The organism is Geodermatophilus sp. TF02-6 (genome assembly GCF_003319115.1).
In the GTDB taxonomy this organism is placed as follows: domain Bacteria; phylum Actinomycetota; class Actinomycetes; order Mycobacteriales; family Geodermatophilaceae; genus Geodermatophilus.
The window spans coordinates 248,777-272,855 of the sequence record NZ_QOHF01000004.1 but is presented as its reverse complement, the minus strand read 5'-3'; the positions used below and the strand labels follow the sequence as shown (position 1 = coordinate 272,855).

25 protein-coding genes and 1 pseudogene are annotated in these 24,079 nt (G+C 75.2%); 5 read left to right on the top strand and 21 right to left on the bottom strand.

Annotated elements, in window-relative coordinates:
• Positions 1-436: 436 nt before the first annotated feature.
• The 8 genes from dapB to DQ238_RS05980 all read right to left on the bottom strand — a co-directional run bounded on the left by dapB (position 437) and on the right by DQ238_RS05980 (position 8,601).
• Positions 437-1,243: a 4-hydroxy-tetrahydrodipicolinate reductase gene (gene dapB, locus DQ238_RS06015; protein ID WP_113780363.1), complete on the bottom strand. Its 807-nt coding sequence runs from the start codon at positions 1,241-1,243 to the stop codon at positions 437-439.
• A gap of 46 nt (positions 1,244-1,289) precedes the next feature.
• Positions 1,290-1,658 (bottom strand): VanZ family protein, encoded by a 369-nt coding sequence (locus DQ238_RS06010; protein ID WP_113780362.1) that lies wholly within the window; start codon positions 1,656-1,658, stop codon positions 1,290-1,292.
• On the bottom strand, positions 1,658-3,001 hold the full coding sequence (locus DQ238_RS06005; protein ID WP_113780361.1) for a pitrilysin family protein: 1,344 nt from the start codon (positions 2,999-3,001) through the stop codon (positions 1,658-1,660). The genes DQ238_RS06010 and DQ238_RS06005 overlap by 1 nt, the downstream gene beginning before the upstream one ends.
• Positions 2,998-5,370, bottom strand: a complete 2,373-nt coding sequence (locus DQ238_RS06000; RefSeq protein ID WP_233495749.1) for a polyribonucleotide nucleotidyltransferase — start codon at positions 5,368-5,370, stop codon at positions 2,998-3,000. Before DQ238_RS06000 ends, DQ238_RS06005 begins: the two co-directional genes overlap by 4 nt.
• Before the next feature lie 266 nt (positions 5,371-5,636).
• Positions 5,637-5,906, bottom strand: a complete 270-nt coding sequence (gene rpsO / locus DQ238_RS05995) for a 30S ribosomal protein S15 (protein ID WP_113780360.1) — start codon at positions 5,904-5,906, stop codon at positions 5,637-5,639.
• Between the two features lie 131 nt (positions 5,907-6,037).
• Positions 6,038-6,997: a bifunctional riboflavin kinase/FAD synthetase gene (locus tag DQ238_RS05990; protein ID WP_113780359.1), complete on the bottom strand. Its 960-nt coding sequence runs from the start codon at positions 6,995-6,997 to the stop codon at positions 6,038-6,040.
• A gap of 19 nt (positions 6,998-7,016) precedes the next feature.
• The gene (locus DQ238_RS05985; RefSeq protein ID WP_113780358.1) at positions 7,017-8,156 is read right to left on the bottom strand and encodes a branched-chain amino acid aminotransferase; all 1,140 of its coding nucleotides are present in this window, start codon (positions 8,154-8,156) and stop codon (positions 7,017-7,019) included.
• Between the two features lie 121 nt (positions 8,157-8,277).
• Entirely contained in the window at positions 8,278-8,601 is a 324-nt protein-coding gene (locus tag DQ238_RS05980) for an antibiotic biosynthesis monooxygenase (protein ID WP_113780357.1), read from the bottom strand.
• A gap of 56 nt (positions 8,602-8,657) precedes the next feature.
• Here DQ238_RS05980 and DQ238_RS05975 point away from each other — a divergent pair, with 56 nt between their 5' ends.
• From DQ238_RS05975 to DQ238_RS05965, 3 genes are all read left to right on the top strand, one after another.
• Positions 8,658-8,879, top strand: coding sequence for a hypothetical protein (locus DQ238_RS05975; RefSeq protein ID WP_233495748.1), 222 nt, complete (start codon positions 8,658-8,660; stop codon positions 8,877-8,879).
• Between the two features lie 185 nt (positions 8,880-9,064).
• Positions 9,065-9,616, top strand: coding sequence for a hypothetical protein (locus DQ238_RS05970; protein WP_113780356.1), 552 nt, complete (start codon positions 9,065-9,067; stop codon positions 9,614-9,616).
• A complete protein-coding gene (locus DQ238_RS05965; RefSeq protein ID WP_158550719.1) occupies positions 9,601-9,882 on the top strand; it encodes a hypothetical protein in 282 nt (93 codons plus the stop codon). The genes DQ238_RS05970 and DQ238_RS05965 overlap by 16 nt, the downstream gene beginning before the upstream one ends.
• Before the next feature lie 6 nt (positions 9,883-9,888).
• Here the strand turns inward: DQ238_RS05965 and truB are convergent, their stop codons facing one another.
• The 11 genes and pseudogenes from truB to rimP all read right to left on the bottom strand — a co-directional run bounded on the left by truB (position 9,889) and on the right by rimP (position 19,906).
• Complete coding sequence (gene truB, locus DQ238_RS05960; RefSeq protein ID WP_113780406.1) at positions 9,889-10,803, bottom strand: tRNA pseudouridine(55) synthase TruB; 915 nt, start codon at positions 10,801-10,803, stop codon at positions 9,889-9,891.
• Positions 10,800-12,083 carry an MATE family efflux transporter gene (locus tag DQ238_RS05955; protein WP_233495747.1) on the bottom strand — a complete coding sequence of 428 codons (1,284 nt, stop codon included), beginning with the start codon at positions 12,081-12,083 and terminating at the stop codon, positions 10,800-10,802. The genes truB and DQ238_RS05955 overlap by 4 nt, the downstream gene beginning before the upstream one ends.
• A 201-nt stretch (positions 12,084-12,284) precedes the next feature.
• Positions 12,285-13,289 carry a bifunctional oligoribonuclease/PAP phosphatase NrnA gene (locus tag DQ238_RS05950; protein ID WP_113780353.1) on the bottom strand — a complete coding sequence of 335 codons (1,005 nt, stop codon included), beginning with the start codon at positions 13,287-13,289 and terminating at the stop codon, positions 12,285-12,287.
• A gap of 73 nt (positions 13,290-13,362) precedes the next feature.
• Positions 13,363-13,605, bottom strand: a complete 243-nt coding sequence (locus tag DQ238_RS05945) for a hypothetical protein (RefSeq protein ID WP_113780352.1) — start codon at positions 13,603-13,605, stop codon at positions 13,363-13,365.
• 61 nt (positions 13,606-13,666) lie between these two features.
• Entirely contained in the window at positions 13,667-14,185 is a 519-nt protein-coding gene (rbfA, locus tag DQ238_RS05940; RefSeq protein WP_113780351.1) for a 30S ribosome-binding factor RbfA, read from the bottom strand.
• 110 nt (positions 14,186-14,295) lie between these two features.
• A complete protein-coding gene (locus DQ238_RS05935; RefSeq protein ID WP_113780350.1) occupies positions 14,296-14,589 on the bottom strand; it encodes a DUF503 domain-containing protein in 294 nt (97 codons plus the stop codon).
• A 108-nt stretch (positions 14,590-14,697) separates the two neighbouring features.
• Positions 14,698-16,530 carry a translation initiation factor IF-2 gene (gene infB, locus DQ238_RS23575; RefSeq protein WP_233495754.1) on the bottom strand — a complete coding sequence of 611 codons (1,833 nt, stop codon included), beginning with the start codon at positions 16,528-16,530 and terminating at the stop codon, positions 14,698-14,700.
• A gap of 1,038 nt (positions 16,531-17,568) precedes the next feature.
• A pseudogene (locus tag DQ238_RS24045) lies at positions 17,569-17,709 on the bottom strand (translation initiation factor IF-2 N-terminal domain-containing protein); the annotation flags it as partial.
• Between the two features lie 96 nt (positions 17,710-17,805).
• On the bottom strand, positions 17,806-18,156 hold the full coding sequence (locus DQ238_RS05925) for a YlxR family protein (protein WP_113780348.1): 351 nt from the start codon (positions 18,154-18,156) through the stop codon (positions 17,806-17,808).
• Between the two features lie 41 nt (positions 18,157-18,197).
• Complete coding sequence (gene nusA / locus DQ238_RS05920; RefSeq protein WP_113780347.1) at positions 18,198-19,319, bottom strand: transcription termination factor NusA; 1,122 nt, start codon at positions 19,317-19,319, stop codon at positions 18,198-18,200.
• Positions 19,316-19,906 (bottom strand): ribosome maturation factor RimP, encoded by a 591-nt coding sequence (rimP, locus tag DQ238_RS05915; RefSeq protein ID WP_113780346.1) that lies wholly within the window; start codon positions 19,904-19,906, stop codon positions 19,316-19,318. Before rimP ends, nusA begins: the two co-directional genes overlap by 4 nt.
• 219 nt (positions 19,907-20,125) lie before the next feature.
• Between rimP and DQ238_RS05910 the strand changes: the two genes are divergently transcribed.
• Complete coding sequence (locus DQ238_RS05910) at positions 20,126-20,614, top strand: hypothetical protein (RefSeq protein ID WP_113780345.1); 489 nt, start codon at positions 20,126-20,128, stop codon at positions 20,612-20,614.
• Between the two features lie 27 nt (positions 20,615-20,641).
• Positions 20,642-21,094 carry a ferritin-like domain-containing protein gene (locus tag DQ238_RS05905; RefSeq protein WP_113780344.1) on the top strand — a complete coding sequence of 151 codons (453 nt, stop codon included), beginning with the start codon at positions 20,642-20,644 and terminating at the stop codon, positions 21,092-21,094.
• A 72-nt stretch (positions 21,095-21,166) separates the two neighbouring features.
• Here the strand turns inward: DQ238_RS05905 and DQ238_RS05900 are convergent, their stop codons facing one another.
• Together DQ238_RS05900 and DQ238_RS05895 are read right to left on the bottom strand one after the other, a co-directional pair.
• A complete protein-coding gene (locus DQ238_RS05900) occupies positions 21,167-23,077 on the bottom strand; it encodes a penicillin-binding transpeptidase domain-containing protein (RefSeq protein WP_113780343.1) in 1,911 nt (636 codons plus the stop codon).
• A gap of 136 nt (positions 23,078-23,213) precedes the next feature.
• Complete coding sequence (locus DQ238_RS05895; RefSeq protein ID WP_233495746.1) at positions 23,214-24,077, bottom strand: DUF4081 domain-containing GNAT family N-acetyltransferase; 864 nt, start codon at positions 24,075-24,077, stop codon at positions 23,214-23,216.
• Between the last annotated feature and the right edge of the window lie 2 nt (positions 24,078-24,079).

The window sequence follows — 24,079 nt, the reverse complement described above, 5'->3', positions numbered from 1 at the left end:
GACCGACCCCGAAACAACACACCCCCGAGATCAGCCAACCCACACAACCCCACAACGGGGTCACAAACCATGGCACTGACTTTCGGCACGCTGTTGAGTTCTCAAGGAACGGACACCCACGACCCCAGCCCACCGGCCGTCAATCGAGGTGGCCTGACCACGCTACTCCACCCTTGGCCGCAGTCAAGCCCCGGGTGCTGTGACCCAGACCGTGCTGCTCGGGTGGAGGTGCTCCGTACAACGGGCGGGACCTGGGAGTCATTCCAGGGCCTCGCCCGACTGCTGAGCGTCGCGCACCTGGTGCAACCAGCGCGGCTCACGGGTTCTTCCCGCGTTCCGCTCCGGTCTCCCGGGCGCAGAGAAGACGATACACGGCCGTCGTGGACGGCGCGCACGTCCGGGGAGGGCGCCCTCTGTCACACTCCGCTAAGGGCGGTCAGAGCCCGAGGAAGCCCTCGATCCCCACGGTGAGACCCGGGCGTCGACCGATCTCCCTAACCGCGAGGAGGACCCCCGGCATGAACGAGGCGCGGTCGTAGGAGTCGTGGCGGATGGTCAGGGTCTCCCCGGCCGCACCCATGAGCACCTCCTGGTGTGCGACCAGACCGGTGAGCCGCACCGCGTGCACCGGCACGCCCTCGACGTCGGCCCCACGGGCACCGGGGAGGACGTCGGTGGTGGCATCGGGCTGCTCCGGCAGGCCGGCGGCCCGGCGGGCGGCCGCGACCAGCCGAGCGGTCCGGGTGGCGGTCCCCGACGGGGCGTCGACCTTGTTCGGGTGGTGCAGCTCCACGATCTCCGTGGAGGGGAAGAACCGCGCCGCCTCCTGGGCGAAGCGCATCAGCAGGACCGCGCCGATGCCGAAGTTGGGAGCGATGACGACACCGACGTGCGGCTCGGCCCCGAGCCACCGCACGACGGTGGCGAGCTTCTCCTCGTCGAAGCCGGTCGTGCCGACCACGCAGTGGATGTCGTTGTCGATGCAGAACCGGATGTCGTCCATGACGACGTCCGGGCGGGTGAAGTCGACGACCACCTGCGCGCCGGCGTTGGACAGGTCGGCCAGCCGGTCCCCGACGTCCACCATCGCCACGAGTTCGAGGTCGTCGGCGGCGTCGACCGCCTTGACCACCTCGGTGCCCATCCGTCCCCGGGCGCCCAGGACGCCGACGCGGAGGAGCGGGGGCTCCCCCGCCGGTCCGGTCGCTCCGGACTGGTCGGAGGCTGGGGCGCTCGTGGTCATCGGGTCAGTCTCCCGCCAACGCGCCGCGGTGCAAGGCAGCCCCCGGTCAGGCACGCGGACGGCGCTCGACGACCGCCCACGCGAGCAGGCCGAGGGCGACGCCTGCGACGTCGGCGACCCAGTCGGCAACCGATGCCGACCGCTGGAGCATCGAGAGACCCTGCACCACCTCGCTGACCGCGGCGTAGAGCAGGATCAGCCCGACCAGGACGCCGGCACGCACCCCGGCCCACCGCCCGGTCACGGCGAGCGCGGCGAACAGGACCAGGTGGACCAGCTTGTCGACCCCGGGCGGCGCGGTCGGGACGTCGTCCCCCGGTGCGAACAGCACCGCCAGCGAGACCAGGACCGTGACGGCGAAGGCGCCCCGCGACAGCGCACCGTGGACGACGAGGGCCGGGTGCGGGCGGCGCATCAGAGCCGGTCGAGCTCGGACTCGCGGTAGGGGCCGACCACGGCCAGGCAGGTCTCCCGCGTCAGGAGGTCGGCGGCGACCTCGCGGACCTGGTCCTCGTCGACGGCATCCAGCCGGTCGAGCACCTCGCGGACCGGCAGGTACTCGCCGTGGGACAGCTCGCTCTTGCCCAGCCGGCTCATCCGGGAGCCGGTGTCCTCCAGCCCCAGGACCATGCCTCCCTTGAGTTGCCCGCGCCCACGGGCCACCTCCTCGGGCGTCAGCCCATCGGCCGCGACGCGGGCGAGCTCCTCCCGCACCAGCCGCAGGACCCCGGGGACCCGCTTCGGCGAGCAGCCCGCGTAGACCGAGAAGGACCCGGTGCCGGCGTAGTGCGACAGCGACGAGCCGACGCTGTAGACCAGTCCCCGCTTCTCGCGGATCTCCTGGAACAGCCGCGAGCTCATCCCGCCGCCGACGGCCGTCTCCATCACCGCCGCCGCGTAGCGCCGGTCGTCCAGGCGGCCGACCCCGACCGAGCCGAGCAGCAGGTGGGTCTGCTCGGTGCGCCGGCGGATCAGGCCGGTCGGTCGGGCCGGACGCGTCGGCGAGCGCTCGTCGCCCCGTCGCAGGGGAGCCGGCCGGCCCGGGCCGGAGAGGCGGGACCCGAACGCGGCGGTGACCAAGTCGAGCACCTGCCGGTGCTCCACCCGCCCCGCCGCGGTCACCACGACGGAGGGGACGGCGTAGCGACTGCGATACCAGCCGTCGACGTCGTCCCTCGTCAGCGCCTCGATGGACGCGACGGTGCCCAGCACCGAGCGGCCGAGCGCGGTGCCGCCGAACAGCGTCTCGGCGAACAGGTCGTGCACGCTGTCTGCGGGCTCGTCGTCGCGCATGGCGATCTCCTCGAGCACCACCGTGCGCTCGCTCTGCAGGTCCGCCGCGGTGTTGAGCGCGTCGGTGACCAGGTCACCGAGCAGGGTCACCGCCAACGGCAGGTCGCTGGCGAGCACGTTGGCGTAGTAGCAGGTGTGCTCCTTGGCGGTGAAGGCGTTCATCTCACCGCCAACGGCATCCATCGCCGTGGCGATCTCCAACGCACTGCGCGTACCGGTGCCCTTGAACAGCAGGTGCTCGAGGAAGTGCGAGGCGCCGGCCACGGCGTCGGTCTCGTCGCGCGAGCCGACGCCCACCCAGATGCCGACGGTGGCCGACAGCACCCCGGGCATCGTCTCGGTCAGGACCCGCAGGCCGCCGGGCAGCTCGGTCCGCTCCACCCGGCCGCCGAACTCGTCCACGTCGAGGACGACGGTCTGCCCCACACCGGCCGGGGCCGGGACCTGCTGCGTGTCCGTGGTCACGCCCCCGGGGAGGCGGCGGTCTGGGCGTCGTCCGCCGGGGCGACGTCGCCGGAGCCGTCGCCGGAGCCGTCGCCGAAGCCGTCGCCGGAACCCTCGCCGGAGCCATCGCCGGAGCCGTCGCCCTCGGCCGCGACCGGGACCAGGCTGATCTTGCCGCGGGAGTCGATGTCGGTGATCTCGACCTGCAGCTTGTCGCCGACGTTGACGACGTCCTCGACCTTGGCGATCCGCTTGCCGCCGCCGAGCTTGCTGATGTGGACCAGGCCGTCCTTGCCCGGGAGCAGGGAGACGAAGGCGCCGAACGGAGTGGTCTTCACGACCGTGCCGAGGAAGCGCTCGCCGACCTTGGGCAGCTGGGGGTTGGCGATGGCGTTGATCCGGTCGACCGCGCCCTGGGCCGAGGGGCCGTTGGCGGCGCCGACGTAGATCGTGCCGTCGTCCTCGATGGTGATCTCGGCGCCGGTCTCGTCCTGGATCGAGTTGATCATCTGTCCCTTGGGGCCGATGACCGCGCCGATCTTGTCGACCGGGATCTTCACCGTGGTGACCCGCGGGGCGTACGGGCTCATCTCGTCGGGGCCGTCGATGGCCTCGTTCATGACGTCGAGGATGTGCAGCCGGGCGGCGCGGGCCTGGGTCAGCGCCTGGGCCAGGACGTCGGAGGGGATGCCGTCGAGCTTGGTGTCCAGCTGCAGGGCGGTGACGAAGTCCCGGGTGCCGGCGACCTTGAAGTCCATGTCGCCGAAGGCGTCCTCGGCGCCGAGGATGTCGGTCAGCGCGACGTACTGGGTCTCCGGGCCGTCGGCGGTGTCCACTACGTCGGAGACCAGGCCCATGGCGATGCCGGCGACCGGGGCACGCAGCGGCACTCCGGCGTTGAGCAGCGACAGCGTCGAGGCGCAGACCGAGCCCATGGACGTCGAGCCGTTGGAGCCCAGCGCCTCGGACACCTGCCGGATGGCGTAGGGGAACTCCTCGCGGTCGGGCAGCACCGGCAGCAGCGCCCGCTCGGCGAGCGCCCCGTGGCCGATCTCGCGCCGCTTGGGCGAGCCCACCCGGCCGGTCTCGCCGGTGGAGTACGGCGGGAAGTTGTAGTTGTGCATGTACCGCTTGCGGGTCTCGGGCGAGAGCGTGTCCAGCTGCTGCTCCATGCGCAGCATGTTCAGCGTGGTGATGCCCAGGATCTGGGTCTCGCCGCGCTCGAACAGCGCCGAGCCGTGCACCCGCGGGACGACCTCGACCTCGGCCGACAGCGGCCGGATGTCGGTGACGCCGCGGCCGTCGATGCGGACCTTGTCCCGCAGGATGCGCTGCCGGACGACCTTCTTGGTCACCGCCCGGAAGGCGGCGGAGACCTCCTTCTCCCGGCCCGGGAACTGGGGGGCGAGGGAGCTGACGACCTCGTCCTTGAGCTCGTCGGTGGCGTCGCTGCGCTCCTGCTTGCCGGGGATCGCCTGGACCTCGGCCAGCCGGGCGCCGGCGAAGGACTCGACGGCGGCGTAGACGTCGTCGGAGTAGTCGAGGAAGCGGGGGAAGTCGGCGACCGGCTTGGCGGCCTTCTCCGCCAGAGCGCTCTGCGCCTCGCACAGCGCCTTGATGAACGGCTTGGCCGCCTCCAGGCCCTGCGCGACGACCTCCTCGGTCGGTGCGGGGGCGCCGCCGGCGACCAGCTGGACGGTGCGCTCGGTGGCCTCGGCCTCGACCATCATGATCGCGACGTCGCCGTCCGGGCGCACCCGGCCGGCCACGACCATGTCGAAGACGGCGTCGGCCAGCTCGGCGTGGGTCGGGAAACCCACCCACTGCCCGTTGATCAGCGCAACGCGGGTGCCGCCGACCGGGCCGGAGAAGGGCAGGCCCGACAGCTGGGTGGACGCCGAGGCGCCGTTGATCGCCAGTACGTCGTAGAGGTGGTCGGGGTCCAGCGCCAGGACGGTGATGACGACCTGGACCTCGTTGCGCAGGCCCTTGGCGAAGGTCGGGCGCAGCGGGCGGTCGATCAGCCGGCAGGTGAGGATGGCGTCCTCCGACGGGCGGCCCTCACGGCGGAAGAACGAGCCGGGGATGCGCCCGGCGGCGTACATGCGCTCCTCGACGTCGACCGTCAGCGGGAAGAAGTCGAACTGGTCCCTGGGCTGGCGGCCGGCCGTGGTGGCCGACAGGAGCATGGTGTCGCCCATGCTGACGACCACCGACCCGGCGGCCTGCTTGGCCAGCCGGCCGGTCTCGAAGGTGATGCTGCGGCTGCCGTAGTTGCCGTTGTCGATGACCGCGGTGGCGGTGGTGACGCCGTCCTCGGGGTCGAACTCCGCGACTCCGTTCTGAGGAGCCGGGGTGGTGCTGCCGTGCTGGGTGGTGGGTGCGGACACGGTGTCCTCTTCCTACGTCGCATGCGGCGACGTCCTCTCGCGGCGCTGCGCGCCGGGTGTCCTCTTCGTGGCGTCCTGCGCCGGACTGCGCCCGGGGTGACCGGTCTTCGATCGAGGCCCACGGGGGTCGTTCCCCTCCGTGGGGAGGGGCGTACCCGGGGGCCACCACCGAGGACCGACCAGCGTCGGCGTCCGGCGCGTGGGGGCCGTGGGGCGGGTGCCTCACGAGAGAGGGGACCGTCCCGGCGGGACGGTCCCCTCTGGGGTCAGCGGCGCAGACCGAGCCGCTCGATGAGCGAGCGGTAGCGGTTGATGTCGGTCTTCGCCAGGTAGTTGAGCAGCCGGCGGCGGCGGCCGACCAGCAGGAGCAGGCCCCGCCGGCTGTGGTGGTCGTGCTTGTGCTGCTTGAGGTGCTCGGTCAGGTCGCTGATCCGGCGGGTCAGCATCGCGACCTGCACCTCCGGGGAACCGGTGTCGTTCTCGACCGTGGCGTACTCGGTCATGATCTGCTTCTTCGTCGCGCTGTCGAGCGCCATCGACGGCCTCCTGGGCAGGTCGCGTGTGGCCCCCGGTCTCCGGCACGGGGGCAGACTGCACACTCGTCGGGAGGACCCGACGACCTCCCAGGCTACCAGCGGTGTCCGGTGCGGTCTGGAGGACCGCGCTGTCACAGCCCCAGCACCCGGCGGGTCTCGGCGACGTCGTGGTCCATCGCCGCGACCAGGTCGGGGACGTCGGCGAAGGCGGTCATCGGGCGCAGCCGCTGGACGAACTCCACCCCGACGTGCTCTCCGTAGAGGTCGCCGTCGAAGTCCAGCAGGTACGCCTCGACCGTGCGCCGGCTGCCCTGGAACGTGGGGTTGGTGCCGACGGAGATCGCCGCCGGCGAGGTGCTCTGCGTGGCACCGGTGCGCGGGTCGAGGATGACCAGGCTCCCGGCGTACACCCCGTCGGCCGGGATCGCGGTGAACGGCGGGGACTGCACGTTCGCCGTCGGGTAGCCGAGCTCGCGGCCGCGGCGGTCCCCGCGGACCACCACGCCCTCGATCCGGTGCGGCCGGCCCAGCGCACGGGCGGCCGACACCATGTCCCCGGCGGCCACGCAGGCGCGGATGTAGGTCGAGGAGATGGTGATCTCGCCGTCGGCCGACGAGTCCCCGGCCAGCGGGACCCCCTCGACCGTGAAACCGAACCGGCGGCCCTCCTCGGTGAGGGTCGAGACGTTGCCCGCCGCCCGGTGGCCGTAGGTGAAGTTCTGCCCCACGACCACCGAGGCGGCGTGCAGGTGCTCGACCAGCACGGTGTGCGTGAAGGTCTCCGGCGACAGCCGCATGAACTCCCGGGTGAACGGCAGCACGCACATCGCGTCCACCCCGAGTTCGGCGACCAGCTCGGCCTTGCGGTCCAGGGAGGTGAGGATCGCCGGGTGCGAGCCCGGGCGGACCACCTCGGACGGGTGCGGGTCGAAGGTGAGCAGCAGGCAGGGCCGGCCCATCGCGCGAGCCCGCTGCACCGCGGCACCGATCAGCTGTTGGTGGCCGCGGTGGACGCCGTCGTACATGCCGACGGTGACCACCGTGCGGCCGAGGTCACTGGGGGTGGCCTCCAACCCCCGCCACCGGCGCACGTCGACGAGCCCGGGTCGCTCAGCCGACCCGGTGCAGCCAGCCGTGGGTGTCGGGCACCCGGCCGTGCTGGACGTCGAGCAGGTGCTCCCGCAGTCGCATGGTGAGCGGGCCGGGCCCGCCGTCCCCGATGACGAAGCCACCGGTGCGCGCCTTGACCTCGCCGACCGGGGTGATCACCGCCGCGGTGCCGCAGCCGAAGGTCTCGGTGACGGTGCCGTCGGTCACGCCGCGGCGCCACTCCTCCACGCTGAACTTCCGCTCGGTGACCCGGTACCCCAGCTCGCGAGCCACGGTGATCAGCGAGTCCCGGGTGATGCCAGCCAGCAGAGTGCCGGTGAGCTCAGGGGTGACCAGCTCGGCGTCGTCCCCCTCGCCGAGGACGAAGAAGAGGTTGTTCGTCCCCATCTCCTCGACGTAGCGCTTCTCCACCGCGTCGAGCCAGACGACCTGGTCGCAGCCGGCAGCGATCGCTTCTTCTTGGGCGAGCAGGCTGGCGGCGTAGTTGCCGGCACTCTTGATGTCGCCGGTGCCGCCGGGCGCGGCGCGGATGTACTCCTCCGACAGATACACGGTCACGGGGTGCACGCCCCGGGAGAAGTAGGCCCCCGCCGGACTGGCGATCGCCAGGAACAGGTACTCGTTCGCGGGCCGGACGCCGAGGAACGGCTCGGAGGCCAGCTGGTACGGGCGCAGGTAGAGGGTCTGGTCGGGGCCGGTGGGCACCCAGTCGCGCTCGGCATCGACCAGGGCGTCGACGGCGGCGATGAACGCCTCCTCCGGCACCGGGGGCATGGCCAGCCGCTTGGCCCCGCGGACGAAGCGGGCCGCGTTGGCCTCGGGCCGGAAGGTGGCGACGCTGCCGTCGGGCTGGACGTAGGCCTTGAGCCCTTCGAAGATCGACTGTGCGTAGTGCAGCGCCGCCGTGGCCGGGTCGACCTGCAGCGGCGCGTAGCCGGTCAACCGGGCGTCGTACCAGCCCTCCCCCGCGCGGTAGCGCGCGATGAACATCGAGTCGGTGAAGTACCGGCCGAAGCCCGGGTCGGCCAGCACCTCGTTGCGCTCGGCCGCAGGACGACGAGGCACGTCCTCCACGACCACCGGCACGCCCTCGATGAACTCCCGGGACGAGGTACGGCTGTCGGCGAGCGTGTCGGTCATGGCTCCCACCTGGGCGTGCGGACTCGGCGCGGGCCGGCGGAGGGCGGGCCCGCCTGCTCACAGTAGCCCCGGGCGCGGCGGCGGTCGGGGCCCGACCGCCGCCACCGCACGGCGCGGGTGGTCACGGCCGGTCGGGTGCCGCGCTCTCGACGACCTCGTAGGACCACAGGTGGGAGGAGTCGCTGGCGGCGGGCGCGAGGTCGGAGCCGCCGCCCTCGTGCGCGCGGGCGAAGTCCTGACCGGACTCCCACGCCCGGTAGGCCTCCTCGCTCTCCCACCGGGTGTAGACCAGGTACTGGTCGGTGCCCTCCAGCGGGCGCAGCAGCTCGAACCACTCGAAGCCGGGGGTCTGCTCGACCGCGCCGGCCCGGCCCTTGAAGCGCTCCTCGAAGCGCTCCTGCTTGTCCTTGGGCACGGTGATCGCGTTGATCTTGACGACGCTCATGGCCCTCCCCTTCCCGTGCCGGGACGCGATCAACCCCGGTGGGGCACCCTGGCGGCGTGGACGCCCCGCGCACCGCCGACCTCGGCTACGCCCGGCTCGACCTCGACCGCGCCGCCCGGACGGGGACCCCGGAGGTCGGCTACGCGGCGGGCGAGACGCCGGAGCAGACGGTGGCCTGCCTGGCGGCGCTGCTCGACGACGGGGCGCCGTCGGCGTTCGCCACCCGGGTGGACGACGTGGGCGTCGCGGCGCGCATCGCCCGCTCGGCTCAGCGGTAGCGCACCGGATCGGGCAACAGCTCGTCCATCGACCGGGAGCGGAGTCGACCCCGCCGGAGAAGGCGACCAGGACGCCGGGCAGCGGGGCCAGCTCGACGGAGAGCGCCGCCAGGCGTGCGTCGAGCGTGCCGTCGGGTTGGATGGCGCCGGCCACGGCACCGAGGCCGCCACAGGAGGGGGACGCGATGACCGCGCTCGCGCTGGCGGCGCCCGTGGCGGCCATGCTGGTGAACACCACCGCCTCGCTGCTGGAGGCGGGCGGGGCCCGCCGGGCGCGGGCCGGCTCGCCGGTGTGGCGGCAGCCGCGCTACCTCGCCGGTCTGGCCTTCGACGCCCTGGGCTGGGCGCTGTCGGTCGCGGCGCTGCGCGTCCTGCCGGTGTTCGCGGTGCAGACGGTGCTGACCGGCACGGTCGCGGTGACCGCCGTCGCCGCGCACGGCGGGGACCCGCGGCGGTTGCCGGTCCGGGAGCGGTACGCGGTGGCGGCGGTGGTGGTCGGCCTGGTGCTGGTGGCGGCCAGCGCCGACCCGGGACGGCCCGACCGGCTGCCGGCCGGAGCGGTCCCCGTGCTGCTGGTGTCCACCGGGCTGCTGCTCGCAGCCGCGGTGCCGGTGGCCCGGGCCGGGCACCCGCTGCTCACGACCGCGGTCGCCGGGCTGGCGTTCGGCGGGGTGTCGCTGTCGGTGCGGGCGTGCACGTGGCGTCGTCGGTGTGGCGCTCGGTGGCCGACCTGCTGACCGAGCCGCTGGCCTACGCCGTGGTCGTCCTCGGGGCCACCGGCACCGTGCTGCTGTCCCGGGCGATGCGCCGGGGGCGGGTCGACAGCGTGGTGGGGGTCCTCTCCGTCGTCGAGGTCGTGGTGCCGGGCCTGGTGGGGCTGGTCCTCCTGGGCGACCGCGTGCGCAGCGGGTGGGCGGCCCTCCTGGTCGTGGGCTGGGCGCTCACCCTGGCCGGCACCGTGCTGCTGGCGCGGCCCGGCACACGAGCCGCCTCGCCGGCCTGAGCCGGGTCAGGTGGGCGGGAACCCCACGGCGACGCGGGCGGTGCGGCCGGCGTCCTCCACCAGCGCGACCAGCCGCTCCTCGCCGTCCACCGCGGCGTGCAGGCCGGAGGCACCGGTGGCGGCGATCCGCTGCCCGTGCCCGAGCGCCCGGGCCTCGTCGGCGGTGAGGGACCGCTCCGGGAACACGGCGCGCGCGGCCCCGGTCAGGGAGAGGGCGCCGGTTCCCCCGCCGGCGGCGAGCGCGGCAGCCGCCTCCTCCACCGGGGCGGCCTGGGCGACGGGGAACGGGCCGGAGGCGGTGCGGCGCAGGGCGGTGAGGTGGCCGCCGACGCCGAGCGCCGCGCCGGCGTCGCGGGCGATCGACCGGACGTAGGTGCCGGCGGTGCAGACGACGGTCACGTCCACGTCGACCAGGTCGGGGGTGGGTCGGGTGACGCGGTGGACGTCGAGCCGGTGGACGGTGACCGTCCGCGGCTCGAGCACCACCTCCTCGCCGGCGCGCACCCGGTCGTAGGCGCGGCGTCCGGCGACCTTGACCGCGCTGACCGAGGAGGGCACCTGCAGCAGCGGGCCGGTCTGCGCGGTGAGGGCGGCGGCAACGGCGGCGTCGTCCAGGTGCGCGGCCGAGGCGGTGGTCACGACCTGGCCCTCGCGGTCGTCGGTGACCGTAGACCGCCCGAGCCGGATGGTCGCCTCGTAGGTCTTGTCGTGTCCGCCGAGGTACCCCAGCAGCCGGGTGGCCGAGCCGACGCCGAGGACGAGCAGGCCGGTGGCCATCGGGTCGAGGGTGCCGGCGTGCCCGACCCGGCGGACCGACAGCGCCCGCCGGGCGCGGGCGACGACGTCGTGCGACGTCGTGCCGCCCGGCTTGTCGACCAGCAGCAGACCCGGGGGGACGTCGGCATCCGTGCGTCTGCTCACGCCGCCACCGTCCCAGGCGCCCGCAGCCACCGGTCGCCCGCCACCCGGACCAGGACGGCGACCAGGCGGACGGTGACGAAGAGGGTGAGCCCGGTCCACACGCCGGCCAGCCCCCAGCCGAGCGGGACGGCGAGCAGCGACAGCGGCAGGAAGCCGAGCAGGGCCGCGCCGACGGTCACGGTGCGCAGGTAGCCGACGTCCCCGGCGCCCATGAGCACGCCGTCCAGGGCGAACACCACCCCGGCCAGCGGCTGCACGCCGGCCAGGAACCACCAGGCGACGCCGGCCTGCGCGAGCACCGCGGGGTCGTCGGTGAACAGGGGCGGCACGACCGGGCGCAGCGCCAGCAGCAGGACGCCGACGACGACCCCGGTGACCAGCCCCCACAGGGTGACCCGGCGAGCGGTGGCCCGGGCGTCGTCGGGCCGGCCGGCGCCGAGGGCCTGGCCGACGAGGGTCTGCGCCGCGATCGCGTAGGCGTCGAGCACGAGGGTGAGGAAGAAGAACAGCTGGACGGCGATCTGGTGGGCGCCGAGCTCGGCGGTGCCGGCGCGGGCGACCACGCCGGTGGCGACCAGGAACGCCATCTGCAGCACGGCGGCGCGCAGCAGCAGGTCGCGGCCGATGACCAGCTGGGCCCGGATCGCCGCCGGACGCGGACGCCACGCAACGCCCTCGCGCGCGAGGGCGCGCAGGAGCAGAGCGGCCGTGAGCGCCTGACCGGCGACGTTGGCGACCGCGGACCCGGGCAGCCCCAGGCCCGCCGGGTGCACCAGCAGCGGGCAGAGCACCAGGCTGGCCAGGCTGCCGGCGAGCACGCAGCGCATCGGCCGGCGCAGCTCCTGCACGCCGCGCAGCCAGCCGTTGCCGGCCAGGGACACCAGCAGCAGCGGCGTGCCGAGGGCGGCGATCCGCAGCCAGGTCTCACCGGCCGCGGCCACCGGACCGGCCCCGCCGGCCAGCGCCCGGGTCAGCGGACCGGCGAGCAGCTGGAAGAACCCGAGCACCGCCAGGCCGAGGGCGAGGGCCAGCCAGGTGGCCTGCACACCCTCGGCGACCGCGCCGGCCCGGTCGCCGGCGCCGGCACGGCGGGCGGCGCGAGCGGTGGTGCCGTAGGCGAGGAAGTTCAGCAGGGCCGCGGCCCACGCCAGCAGGCCGCCGCCCACGGCCAGCCCGCCCAGCGCGACCGTCCCCAGGTTGCCCACGACGGCGGTGTCGACCAGCAGGTACAGCGGCTCCGCCGCGAGGACGACGAGCGCCGGCGCGGCCAGGGCCAGCACACCGGGAGCCCTCGCGGGAGCGCGGACGTCCCGTTGCGGGGACCGGAGGTCTCCCCAGGGGAGGTCCGGGGTGGGCTCAGCGCCCGTCGGGGACGGCACCTGGCCGCGGTGCGGTCCGGAGGACGGCGGTGTCATGGCCCGCGGTGCGGTCCGGAGGACGGCGGTGTCATGGCCCGCGGTGCGGTCCGGAGGACGGCGGTGTCATCGCCCGCCGAGCTCCCCGCGCAACGCACGGATCGCACTCTCCCGGTCGGCGGTCCAGCTGAAGCCGGCGGCGGCGCGGTGACCGCCGCCGCCCAGCGCCACGGCCACCCGGGCCACGTCGGTCGCGCCGCGGGAGCGCAGCGACACCGACCAGGAGCCGTCGTCCTGCCCCTTGAGCACGCAGGCCACGTCCGCCTCCTGGATGGTGCGGACGACGTCGACCAGCGCCTCGAGCTGCTCGCCGGGCAGTCCGTGCTCGGCGGCCTCGGCGGTGCTCGACCAGGTCCACACCAGGCCGGCCCCGACCTCCGGCTCGAGGACGGCGCGGCCGGCGACGACCGAGAGCAGGCCCAGCCACCCGAACGGCGCGGTGTCGAACAGCCGCTGGCTGATGGCCGCGTGGTCGATGCCGGTGTCCAGCAGCCGGGCGGCGAGGCCGTGCGTGTCGGGGCGGGTGTTGCCGAACCGGAAGGAGCCCGTGTCGGCAGCCAGGCCGGCGTACAGGCAGGTAGCCAGCCGCTGGTCGAGGGCCACCCCGAGCCCGTCGAGCAGGTCGGCGACCAGCACGACGGTGGCCGGGGCGCCGGGGTCGACGACGCGCACCCGACCGAAGCCGGGGTTGCTGGCGTGGTGGTCGACGACCACGGACGTGGCCGCGCGCTCGAGCAGCGCGGCCAGCTCGCCCAGCCGAGCCGGGGAGGCGGCGTCGAGGCTGACGAAGACGTCCGGCGAGGCCGGTACGGCCGACGAGGGCACCAGGCCCTCCACGCCGGGCAGCCAGGTGAGCGACGCGGGCAGCACGAACGGGTCGGGGAAGGTGGCCAGCACCCGGGCACCGCGCCGGCGCAGCCCCTCGGCGAGGGCCAGCGTGCTGCCCAGCGCGTCGGCGTCGGGTTGCACGTGCCCGGTGAGGACGACGGTGGCCCGGGCCGCCGCAGCCTCGGCGAGGACGGCGGCGGCGCGGTCGGTCAGGTCGGTGCCCCGGGGGAGGGAGACCGTCACGGGGCCTCCTCGCCAGCGCTGGTCGGCCCCGTACCGGACCGTGCTGCGCTCCTGCGGGACCTCGCGAGCTCGGTCACGAGTCCGGGCCGGGGTCGGCGACCGGCGAGGCGTTCTCCTCCTCGGTCACGCGTCCGCCGCCCACCGGGTAGCTCGAGCCGTCGTCCGGTTCGTCGGAGGTGATGCTCGGCGCGTCGCCGATCTGGCCGGTCCTGCCGCCCTGCGTGGGGTCGCCGGCGTCGGGGGCCGGGCGGCCGCCGAGCTCCAGGCGGTCCTGCCCCTCGTCGGGCAGGTGGGGGTCGGGGTCGTTCTCGCTCACGAGTCCTCCTCGCTGGCGCTCGTCGGCCGCGTGCGCGGCGCTGCTGTGCTCGTGCGCGAGCTCACGAGCCACTCCTGCTGTGGGTGGGGACGTCGGCCCTGTCATCGGCAGTCCCGACGTCGGACGGGTCGTCGTCGGGATCGCCGCCGCGGTCGTCGTCCTCGGCCGGGCGGCGGTAGGGGTCGGCGTCCCCGGCGTAGGTGGCGCCCTCGCGGATCCGGGCGAGCTCGGCGTCGGCGGAGCGGACCCGCTCGATCGCCGCGTCCAGCTCCCGCGCGGTGTCGGGCACGGAGTCGGCGACGAAGGTCAGCGTGGGCACGAACTTGATGCCGGTCTGCCTGCCCACGGTCGAGCGCAGCACCCCGGTCGCCGACGCCAGCGCCTTGGCGGAGTCCTCGACCTGCGTGGGGTCGCCGTAGACGGTGTAGAAGACCGTCGCCTCACGGAGGTCGCTGGTCACCCGGGCGTCGGTGACGGTCACCATGCCCAGCCGCGGGTCCTTGATCTGGTTCTCGATCGCGGCGGAGACGATCTGACGGATGCGCACCGCCAGTCTGCGGGCGCGAGCCGGGTCGGCCATCGGACCCTCCAGGAGACGGGGCGCACCAGGGCGCCCGGGTGGGCAGTGGCGGCCCCCTCGCAGGGCCCCACCGCGAGCCTGCGAGCGGTGGGGGGCGAGGGGGTCCTTCTTCAATCCGTGTCACTGAACAGCTGCCGGTGCGTCGACAGCAGCGTCACCTCCGGCCGCTCGGCCAGCAACCGCTCGCACGCGTCGAGCACGTCGGTGACCTGGCCGGCGTCGCCGGCCACCGTGGCCACGCCGACCTGCACCCGGCGGTGCAGGTCCTGGTCGCCCACCTCGGCGGCGGCCACGGCGAAGCGGCGCCGCAGCTCGGCCAGGATCGGCCGGACCACGGCACGCTTGCCCTTGAGCGAGTGGACGTCGCCCAGCAGCAGGTCGGCCGTCAGCGACCCGGTGAACACCGTCGAAGGACCCTCCTGCCCCCCACCGCTCACAAGCTCGCGCTGGGCCCCTGCAGGAGGGCCGTTCCAGCACGTCACCCGCTCGCGATGGGGAGCAGCGGGTCCTCTTTACTCGCGCGGCTTCTCGCGCATCTCGAAGGTCTCGACGAGGTCCTCGACCTTGATGTCGTTGAACGACCCGAGACCGATGCCGCACTCGTAGCCCTCGCGGACCTCGGTGACGTCGTCCTTGAACCGGCGCAACGACTCGATGGTGAGGTTGTCGGCGACGACGACGCCGTCGCGCACCAGCCGGGCCTTGGAGTTCCGGGTGATCGTCCCGCTGCGGACGATCGAGCCCGCGACGTTGCCGATGCGCGGCACCCGGAAGACCTCCCGCACCTCCGCCGTGCCGAGTCCGACCTCCTCGTACTCCGGCCTGAGCATGCCCTTGAGGGCCGCCTCGATCTCCTCGATCGCCTGGTAGATGACCGAGTAGTACCGGACGTCGATGCCCTCGCGGTTGGCCAGCTCGGTGGCCTGACCCTCGGCCCGGACGTTGAAGCCCAGGACGATGACGTCGTCGGCCAGCGCCAGGTCGATGTCGCTCTTGGTGATCGAGCCGACGCCGCGGTGGATGACCCGCAGCGAGACGTCGTCGCTGACCTCGATCTTCATCAGCGCGTCCTCGAGTGCCTCCACGGTGCCCGAGTTGTCGCCCTTGATGATCAGGTTGAGCTGGCGGTTCTCCTTGAGCGCCGCGTCGAGGTCCTCCAGGCTGATCCGCTTGCGCATCTGCGCGTTCTGCGCGTTGCGGATGCGGGCCTGACGGCGGTCGGCGATCTGCCGGGCCACCCGGTCCTCCTCGACGACGAGGAAGGTGTCACCGGCGCGGGGCACGGAGGTGAGTCCGACGACCTGCACCGGACGGGCCGGTAGGGCCTCCTTGAGCTTGTTGCCGTGCTCGTCGAGCAGCGACCGGACCCGACCGTAGGCGTCGCCGGCCACGATCGAGTCGCCCTGGCGCAGGGTGCCGCGCTGGACCAGGACCGTGGCGACGGGGCCGCGGCCCTTGTCCAGCTTGCCCTCGATGACCACGCCCTGCGGGTCCTGCTCGGTGTTGGCGCGCAGGTCCAGCGAGGCGTCGGCGGTGAGCAGGATCGCCGTCAGCAGGTCCTCGATGCCCTGGCGGGTGGTCGCGGAGACGTCGACGAACATGGTGTCGCCGCCGTACTCCTCGGCCACCAGCCCGTACTCGGTGAGCTGCTGGCGGATCTTGGCGGGGTTGGCCCCCTCCTTGTCGATCTTGTTGACCGCGACCACGATCGGTACGTCGGCGGCCTGGGCGTGGTTGAGCGCCTCCACCGTCTGCGGCATGACGCCGTCGTCGGCGGCGACCACCAGGACGACGATGTCGGTCACCTTCGCGCCGCGGGCACGCATCGCGGTGAACGACTCGTGACCCGGGGTGTCGATGAAGGTGATCGGCCGCTCCTCGCCCTCCAGCTCGGTGACGATCTGGTAGGCGCCGATGTGCTGGGTGATGCCGCCGGCCTCCCGCGCCACCACGTTGGTGTTGCGGATGGCGTCGAGCAGCTTGGTCTTGCCGTGGTCGACGTGACCCATGACCGTCACGACCGGCGGGCGGGCCGCCCAGTCCTCCTGGTCACCCTCGTCGCCGAAGGTGAGGTCGAAGGTCTCGAGCAGCTCGCGGTCCTCGTCCTCGGGGCTGACCACCTGGATGTCCCAGCCGATCTCGGCCCCGAGCAGCTGCAGCGTCTCGTCGTTCACCGACTGCGTGGCGGTGACCATCTCGCCCAGGTGGAACAGGGCGGTCACCAGCGCCGCCGGCTGGGCGCCGATGCGCTCGGCCAGGTCGGTCAGCGACGCGCCACGGGGCAGCCGGACGGTCTGCCCGTTGCCACGGGGCAGGCTGACGCCGCCCATGCTGGGCGCCGCCATCTGGTCGAACTCCTGGCGCCGCTGCTTCTTGCTCTTGCGCCCGCGGACCGGGCCACGCCCGCCCGGACGCCCGAAGGCGCCCGCGGTGCCCGCACCGGAGCCACCACGCCCACGACCGCGGCCACCGCCGCCGCCGCCGCCACCACCACCGCCGCCGCTGCGGAAGCCACCGCTGGCGGGAGCGCCGCCGCCACCGCCGGGGCGGAAACCACCGCCGCCACCGCCGGGGCCACCGCCCGGTCGGCCACGGGCCGCACCCCCGGGCCCGCCACCCGGCCGGCCGGCGCCGGCCGGGCGCGGCGGCATCATGCCGGGCGAGGGCCGCGGCGGCATCATGCCCGGGTTCGGGCGCGGTCCGCCGGGACCGGCCGCCGGACGCGGGCCACCGGCGCCAGGACCCGGACGGGGCCCGCCAGGACCGGCCGCCGGCCGCGAACCGCCCGCACGGGGACCGGGGCGCGGACCGGCAGCCGGACCGGGACGCCCACCGGCCGCGGAGCCGGGTCGCGGGCCGGCACCGGCGCCGGGCCGCGGAGCACCACCGGTCGGCGCCGGGCGCGGTGCACTGCTGAAGGGGTTGTTGCCCGGCCGCGGAGCCGGACGAGGGCCCGGGCGCGGGCCGGCGCCGGGCCTGGGGCCGCCGGGGGTGGCGCCACCGGCCGGACCCGGACCGGGAGCACCCGCCGGGCCCGGGCGCGGGCCGCTGGGCGCGGCGGGCGGCTGCTGGGTCGGCGCGCTGGCCGCGGGCGCCTGGGGCGCCGGCGCGGTCGGCCGCGGACCGGGGACCGGAGCACCCGGACGAGGCGCGGCCGACCGGGGGCCCGGGGTGGGCGCACCGGGGGCGCGGGTCACCGGAGGCTGCGGCGTGGGGGCCTGCGGCGCCGGAGCCGGCGCAGCGGGAGCTGCCGGCGCGGGTGCGGCCGCAGCCGCGGCGGCCGGGGCCTGCGCAGCGCGCGGGGTCGGGCGCGGGCCGGGCCGCGGAACGGCCTGACCGCTCCCGTTGCCGGCGGTGGAGCCGCCGTTGACGAAGGCCTCCCGCAGCCGCCGGGCCACCGGGGCCTCGACGGTCGAAGAGGCGGACTTCACGAACTCGCCCTGCTCCTTGAGCTTGGCGAGCACGGTCTTGCTGTCGACACCGAACTCTTTGGCGAGTTCGTGTACGCGGGCTTTGCCTGGCACGGATCTCCTCGTGTGTGAGGCCGGCGGCTCGCCCGCGCGACCTCGTCGTCAGTACTGCATGGTCTGGCTTGTCATCGTGGGGACTTCACGGCTGACTCATCCGACGACGTCCTGCTCTCGACGTGCGGACCGGCCTGGTACCGGTCCGGCTGTGTTGGTGCGGTCTGTCGGTCGTTCGCTGTCGCCCGTCCCGGGCTCGCCGTCCGCCGGCGCCGCGGACGGCGCACCGAGGACGTGGACCCGGAGCGGACCGACCTCCACCGGGCCGCTGCTGCGCAGCGCCCGGACGAAGGCCCGGCGTCGCTCCGCTGCGTGCAGGCACTCCGGGGTGGGGTGCAGTGACGCCCCCCGACCGGGGAGGGTCCGCCGCGGATCGGGGACGACAGCCCCGTTCCGGGCGACCACACGCAGCAGGTCGGTGACCGGAGCGCGCTTCCGGCACCCCACGCAGGTGCGTACCGGGATCGACGTTTCGGCCACCCTGCACTCTAGCGCGCAGCGGGCCCCCGGTGTTCCGTGCGTCGCTGACCCGGACGGATCCCCCCGCCGGGAGCCCCCGGCCGGCCGCCGCGGCCGGCCGGGGCCCCGGCACGCAGGGGCGCCCGCCCCATCCCCGGGGAGGGCGTGGCGTCGTCGGGCTGGGCGTCGCTGCGGATGTCGATCCGGCAGCCGGTCAGCCGGGCGGCCAGCCGCGCGTTCTGCCCCTCCTTGCCGATCGCCAATGACAGCTGGTAGTCGGGCACCACGACGCGGACCGCCCTGGCCTGGGGATCGACCAGGCGGGCGCTGCTCACCCGGGCCGGGCTGAGCGCCGAGGCGACGAACGTCGCCGGGTCGTCGGACCAGTCGACGATGTCGATCTTCTCGCCGTGCAGCTCGCTCATGACGTTGCGCACCCGCTGCCCCATGGGGCCGATGCAGGCGCCCTTGGCGTTGAGACCCGGCACCGCGGTGCGGACGGCGATCTTCGAGCGGTGCCCGGCCTCGCGGGCCACCGCGACGATCTCGACGCTGCCGTCGGCGATCTCGGGGACCTCGAGGGCGAACAGCTTGCGGACCAGGTTCGGGTGGGTGCGGGAGACGGTCACCTGCGGCCCGCGGAAGGTGCGCGTCACCGACACCACGTAGGCCTTGAGCCGGCTGCCGTGCGGATAGGTCTCGCCGGGCACCTGCTCCCCGGCGGGCAGCACGGCCTCCACCTTGCCGATGTCGACGAGCACCGTGCCGCTGGCGTTGCGCCGCTGGTCGGCCTGCACGATGCCGCTGACGATGTCGCCCTCCTTGCCGGCGTACTCGCCGAAGGTCTGTTCGTGCTCGGCGTCCCGCAGCCGCTGGACGATGACCTGCTTGGCGGTGCTGGCCGCGATCCGGCCGAAGTCGGAGGGGGTGTCGTCCCACTCGCGGACGACCTCGCCGTCCGGGCCCAGCTCCTGGGCCAGCACGGCGACCTCGCCGCTCTTGCGGTCGACGTGCACCCGCACGTGCCTGGCCGCGCCGTCGGCGTGCCGGTAGGCCGTCACCAGGGCCGACTCGATCGCCTCGATGACGGTGTCGGCCGGGATGCCCTTCTCCCGCTCGACCGCCTTGAGGGCGGTCACGTCGATGTTCACTGTCCTCCTCCGTCGTCCTCGTCTGCGGGATCGGGCTGCTGGTCCGGGTCCGCCTCGTCCACCGCCGCCCCGCCCCGGGCGAACTCCACCTGGACGCGGCCCGTGCCCAGCTCCTGCCACGGCACCCGCCGCTCGGTGGGCGGCCGCTTCCTCGCCCCCGGCTTGCCCGTGACCTCCACGGCCAGGATCACCCCGGTGTCGTCGACCTCGAGCAGCCGCGCGGTCACCTGCTCGGTCGCGCCCGCCGGCCCGACGCCGACGGTGACCAGCCGGCCGGTGTTGCGCCGCCAGTGCCGGGGCTCGGTCAGCGGCCGGTCGACCCCGGGGCTGGTGACCTCCAGCACGTACGGGGCGCGGCCCATGTCGCCGTCGTGCTCGTCGAGGGCCGCGGACACCGCCCGGCTCACCTCGGCGACGTCGTCGAGGGTCACTCCGGCGTCCCGGTCGACCACCACGCGGATGACGCTGCGCCGGCCGGCGGGGGTGACGACCAGCTCCTCGAGGTCGTACCCGGCGGTGTCGACGACCGGACCGATCACGCCGGCCAGGCGGGTCGCGACGGGATCGGTGCGGGAAGCGGCGGACACGGTCCCCTCCCTCTCCTGGCTCGGTCGGTGGCGGGCGCGCGGCGGATCCCGTCCGGTGTCGGAGCCCCCGCGGGCGGCGGCGGACACGCCGCCGGGCCCGGTACCGGGCGAAGGGTCAGGCTACCGCTCACCGCTGTCCGCCGAGAGCCGGCGCCGGGGACCGGCCCGGCTGCGGTGTGCTGTCGGGCCGGCCGGTGCCGGGCTGAGAGGATGACGGCGATGCCCTCCTCTCCCGCGCCCGCTCCCCCGGGCTTGTCCCGGCGCGCGCTCCTGGCGGCCTCGGCCGGACTGGCCCTGCTCGCCGTCGGCTGCACGCCGGGTTCCTCCGGCGGATCCGCAGCCAGCGAGCAGGCCGACCGGCTGGCCGGCCAGGTGGCCGTGCAGGAGTCGCTCGTCGCCGCCTACGCCGCGGCGGCGGCCGCCGACGCCGTCCTCGGCAGCGAGGTGGCCGGCCTCGCCGCGCAGGCCGGCGACCAGCTCGACCGGCTGCGCGCCGCGGCGCCCTCGCCCGGCCCGTCCCCGGTTCGGCCCTCCCTGTCCGCCGGAGCGCCGCCGGCCGGCTCTGACGTGCGGGCGTGGCTGCGCGGGCAGGTGACCGCGGCCGCGGACGCGCACGCCGGTGCCAGCACCGGCCAGACCGGCGCGCGGGCGGCCCTGCTGGGCTCGGTCGCCGCGGGGCTGCGCGGCCACGCGGCGGCGCTGGCGTGACCGGCACCCGGCCGAGGAGGGCCGCCCGTGGCTGAGGACGGCGCCCGCGACGAGGGCACGGAGAGCGCGGCGCTGCGCGCGGTCCTGGCCGCCGAGCACGCCGCGGTCTGGGGATACGGCACGGTGGGCGCGGGGCTGGCGCCGGACTCCCGGCCCCAGGCGTTCGCGGCGGACGTCGCCCACCGCGACGTGCGAGACCGGCTGGTGGAGCTGCTGCGGCAGCGCGGCGACGACCCGGTGGCCGCGGAGCCGGCCTACGCGCTGCCGTTCCCGGTCCTCTCCCCCGTCGACGCCGCGGCCCTGGCCGTCGACCTGGAGGACGGCGTGGCCGCGGCGTGGGTGCGGGTGCTCGACCAGGCCGTGTCGGTGGAGGTGCGGCAGCTGGCGGTGGACGAGCTGTCCGCCGCGGAGGTGCGTGCGGTGGGTTGGCGTGCTGCGGCCGGCCGGACACCGACCACCACCGCCTTCCCCGGCCTGTAGGAGGACTGACCCACGGCCCCGTCCAGGGCACCGGCCCGAGCCTGCGAGGGGTGGGGAGGACGGGGTCCTTCATCAGCCCAGGTCGCCGAGGAAGGCGTCGGTCACGTCGACGGCCAGCCGACTGGTCTGCCCGCCCTCGACGAGGACGGCGAAGGCGATGTCCCCGGTGGTGCCGTCGCCCTGCGGGCCACCGAGCCGGTAGCCCGCGAACCAGCCGTGCGCGTCCGGCGGGGTGTTGCTGCCGTACTCGGCCGTGCCGGTCTTGCCGTAGACCTCGCCGCGGTCGGCCAGGGCGGTGGCCGTCCCCGAGAGCACCACCTGGCGCATCATCGGCCGCAGCGCGTCGAGCACCTGCTGCGAGGGGCCGGTCGGGGTCGGGCCGGCCGGGTCGGCGCCGACGACCTCCACCGGCACGGCCGGGGTGCCGCTGGCCACGCCGGCGGCCACGAGGGCCAGCTGGGCCGGGCTCATCAGCACCTGCCCCTGGCCAATCGCGTCGGCCGCCTTCGTCGTCCCCGTGCTGTCGGCCGGGACGCTGCCGCTGAAGACGTCGACCGGCAGCCGCCAGTCGGTGCCCACCCCGTAGGAAGCGGCCGCGGCGGCCAGCGCGTCGTCGGGGAGCTGCAGCGCCTGCTGCATGAAAGTGGTGTTGCAGGACTGCGCGAACGCCTCGGTGAACGGCACCGTGCCCAGGTCGAACTGGTCGGCGTTCTCGAACTCGCGGCCGTCGACGACGAACGTGCCGGGGCAGGGCACCGGCGTCTGCGGGGTCAGCGCGCCGGCGCCCAGCAGCGCGGTCGCGGTGACCACCTTCATGCTCGACCCGGGCGGGTACCGGCCGGTGAGCGCGTTGCCCGCGGCGGCCGCCTCGTTGGAGGAGACGGCCAGGACCTCGCCGGTGCCGGGCCGGACGACCACCAGGTGGGTGGGCAGCGGCTGCGTGGCGACGGCGGCGTCGGCGGCGTCCTGGACCGCGCGCACCAGCGGCGTCCGGATCGGCGTGCCGGGCACCGGGGCGACCGCGGCGACCTGCCGGCCGGCGTCCCCCGTGGCCTGGTCGGTGCTGGCCACCGAGACGGTGAAGCCGGGCGTGCCGGTCAGCTGCTGCTGGTAGGCGCGCTGCAGGCCGGAGAGGCCGAGCTGGTCGCCGGCGGCGTAGGTGGGGACGCCGTCCTCGGTGGTCTCGTCGAGGACCTCGGCCGTGGCCGGGCCCACCCGGCCGAGCAGCGCGGAGGCGAAGCGGGCCGTGGGGGCCAGCAGCCGGGTCGCGGTGGGGAAGACGGCGCCGGGTAGGTCGTAGACCTGGGCGCGGATCGCCTCGAAGTCCGGGCGGCGCAGCGTGATCACCGGGACGAACTGGCCCGGCGACGCGGCCTGGACGTCGGCGACGATCTCCTCCGCGGCGACGCCGGTGGCCGCCGACAGGGCCGCGGCCAGCGCCGGCAGGTCGGTGACCTGGGCCGGGTCGACCCCGACGTCGACCACCTCGGTGGGGGTGAACAGCGGCGAGCCGTCCGCGTCGGTGATCGCCGCGCGTTCGGGGAGCTCCCGCTGGAGCACCAGGTGCTGGCCCGCGCCGAGCTCCGGGTGCACCAGGGTGGGCTCGGCGACGACGTCCCACCCCTCGTCGGCCTCGCGCAGCCGCAGGGTGGCCGGGTAGCTCCAGTCGGGGGCGGCCGCGAGGTCCCAGGTGGCGGTCCAGTCGACGGTGGCGGCGCCGTCGTCGACCGCGACGTCGCCCAGGTCGGTGTGCAGCGTCGCGCCGGGCAGGTCGGCGGCGGTCCGGTCGAGCAGCGCGGTCGCCGCGGCGGGGTCGGTGGTGGCGTCGGCGGCGGCGTGGGTGTCGCCGCCGGCCCATGCCGTGAGAAAGGCCTCCGCTGCGGCGCGGACGTCGTCCTCCGCGCTTCCCGAGCAGGCGGCCAGCACGGGCACGGCCAGCAGCGCGAGCGTGGATGCCAGGGCCGTCCGCCGTCGTGTGTGCACGGGGGAACAGCGTTCCAGACGGCGGTCCGCAGGCCGTGGCGGCGGGCCGGGAGCACCGCGGACCGCCGGGAAGGCGACGCGGGGACGCAGTGCGCCGGGAAGGCACCGTCGGGGAGGCGGTCCGGAGGGGGGCGCGTCAGAAGAGGACGCTGGCGAACCGGCCGACCTCGCGGAAGCCGACCCGGGCGTAGGCGGCGCGGGCGGCGGTGTTGAAGTCGTTGACGTAGAGGCTGACGACCGGGGCGATCGTGGTCCGGGCGTACTCGACCACGGCGGCGGTGCCCGCGGTGCCGATGCCGCGGCCGCGGTGGGCCGGCGCGACCCAGACCCCCTGTACCTGGCAGACACCGCGCGAGACCGCGCCGATCTCGGCCTTGAACAGCACCTGGCCGTCCTCGATCCAGGCCACTGACTGCCCGGCGCGCACCAGGTCGGCCACCCGCGCGCGGTAGCTGGCGCCGCCGTCGAGCCGCAGCGGGCTGACGCCGACCTCCTCGGTGAACATCGCCACCGCCGCCGGCAGGAGAACGTCGGTCTCGGCCGGGCGCACCGGGCGGACCCGGGGCTCGGGTGCCACGGCCGGCGGCCCCTCGATGGCCAGCAGCGGCTGGCGGGGGCGGTGGTCGCGGGCCGGGCCCCAGGCGGGCTCCAGCAGCTCCCACAGCGGGCCCACCGCGGCGGCCGGCCCGACGATCGTGGAGCAGCGGCGTCCGGCCCGGCGGGCCCGCTCGGCGAACGCGACCGCCGCGGCCTGCTCGGCCCCGGGCAGGGCGAAGGGGATGAGGTTGGCCCCGGCCAGGCACACCGCCTCCAGCGAGCGGCCGGCGCCGAAGCCCCAGAGCGGGGCGCCCAGCGCCGCGGTCGTGGTGCCGGCGGCCTCCACCCGGCCCGCGATGACGCAGGCAGCCACCGGGTCGGTGGCGAGCAGGCGGCGGACGGTCGGCTCGTCGGTCTCGTCGAGGACGCGAGCCGTCGGGGTGGCGGGGTGGGGGGAAGACACCG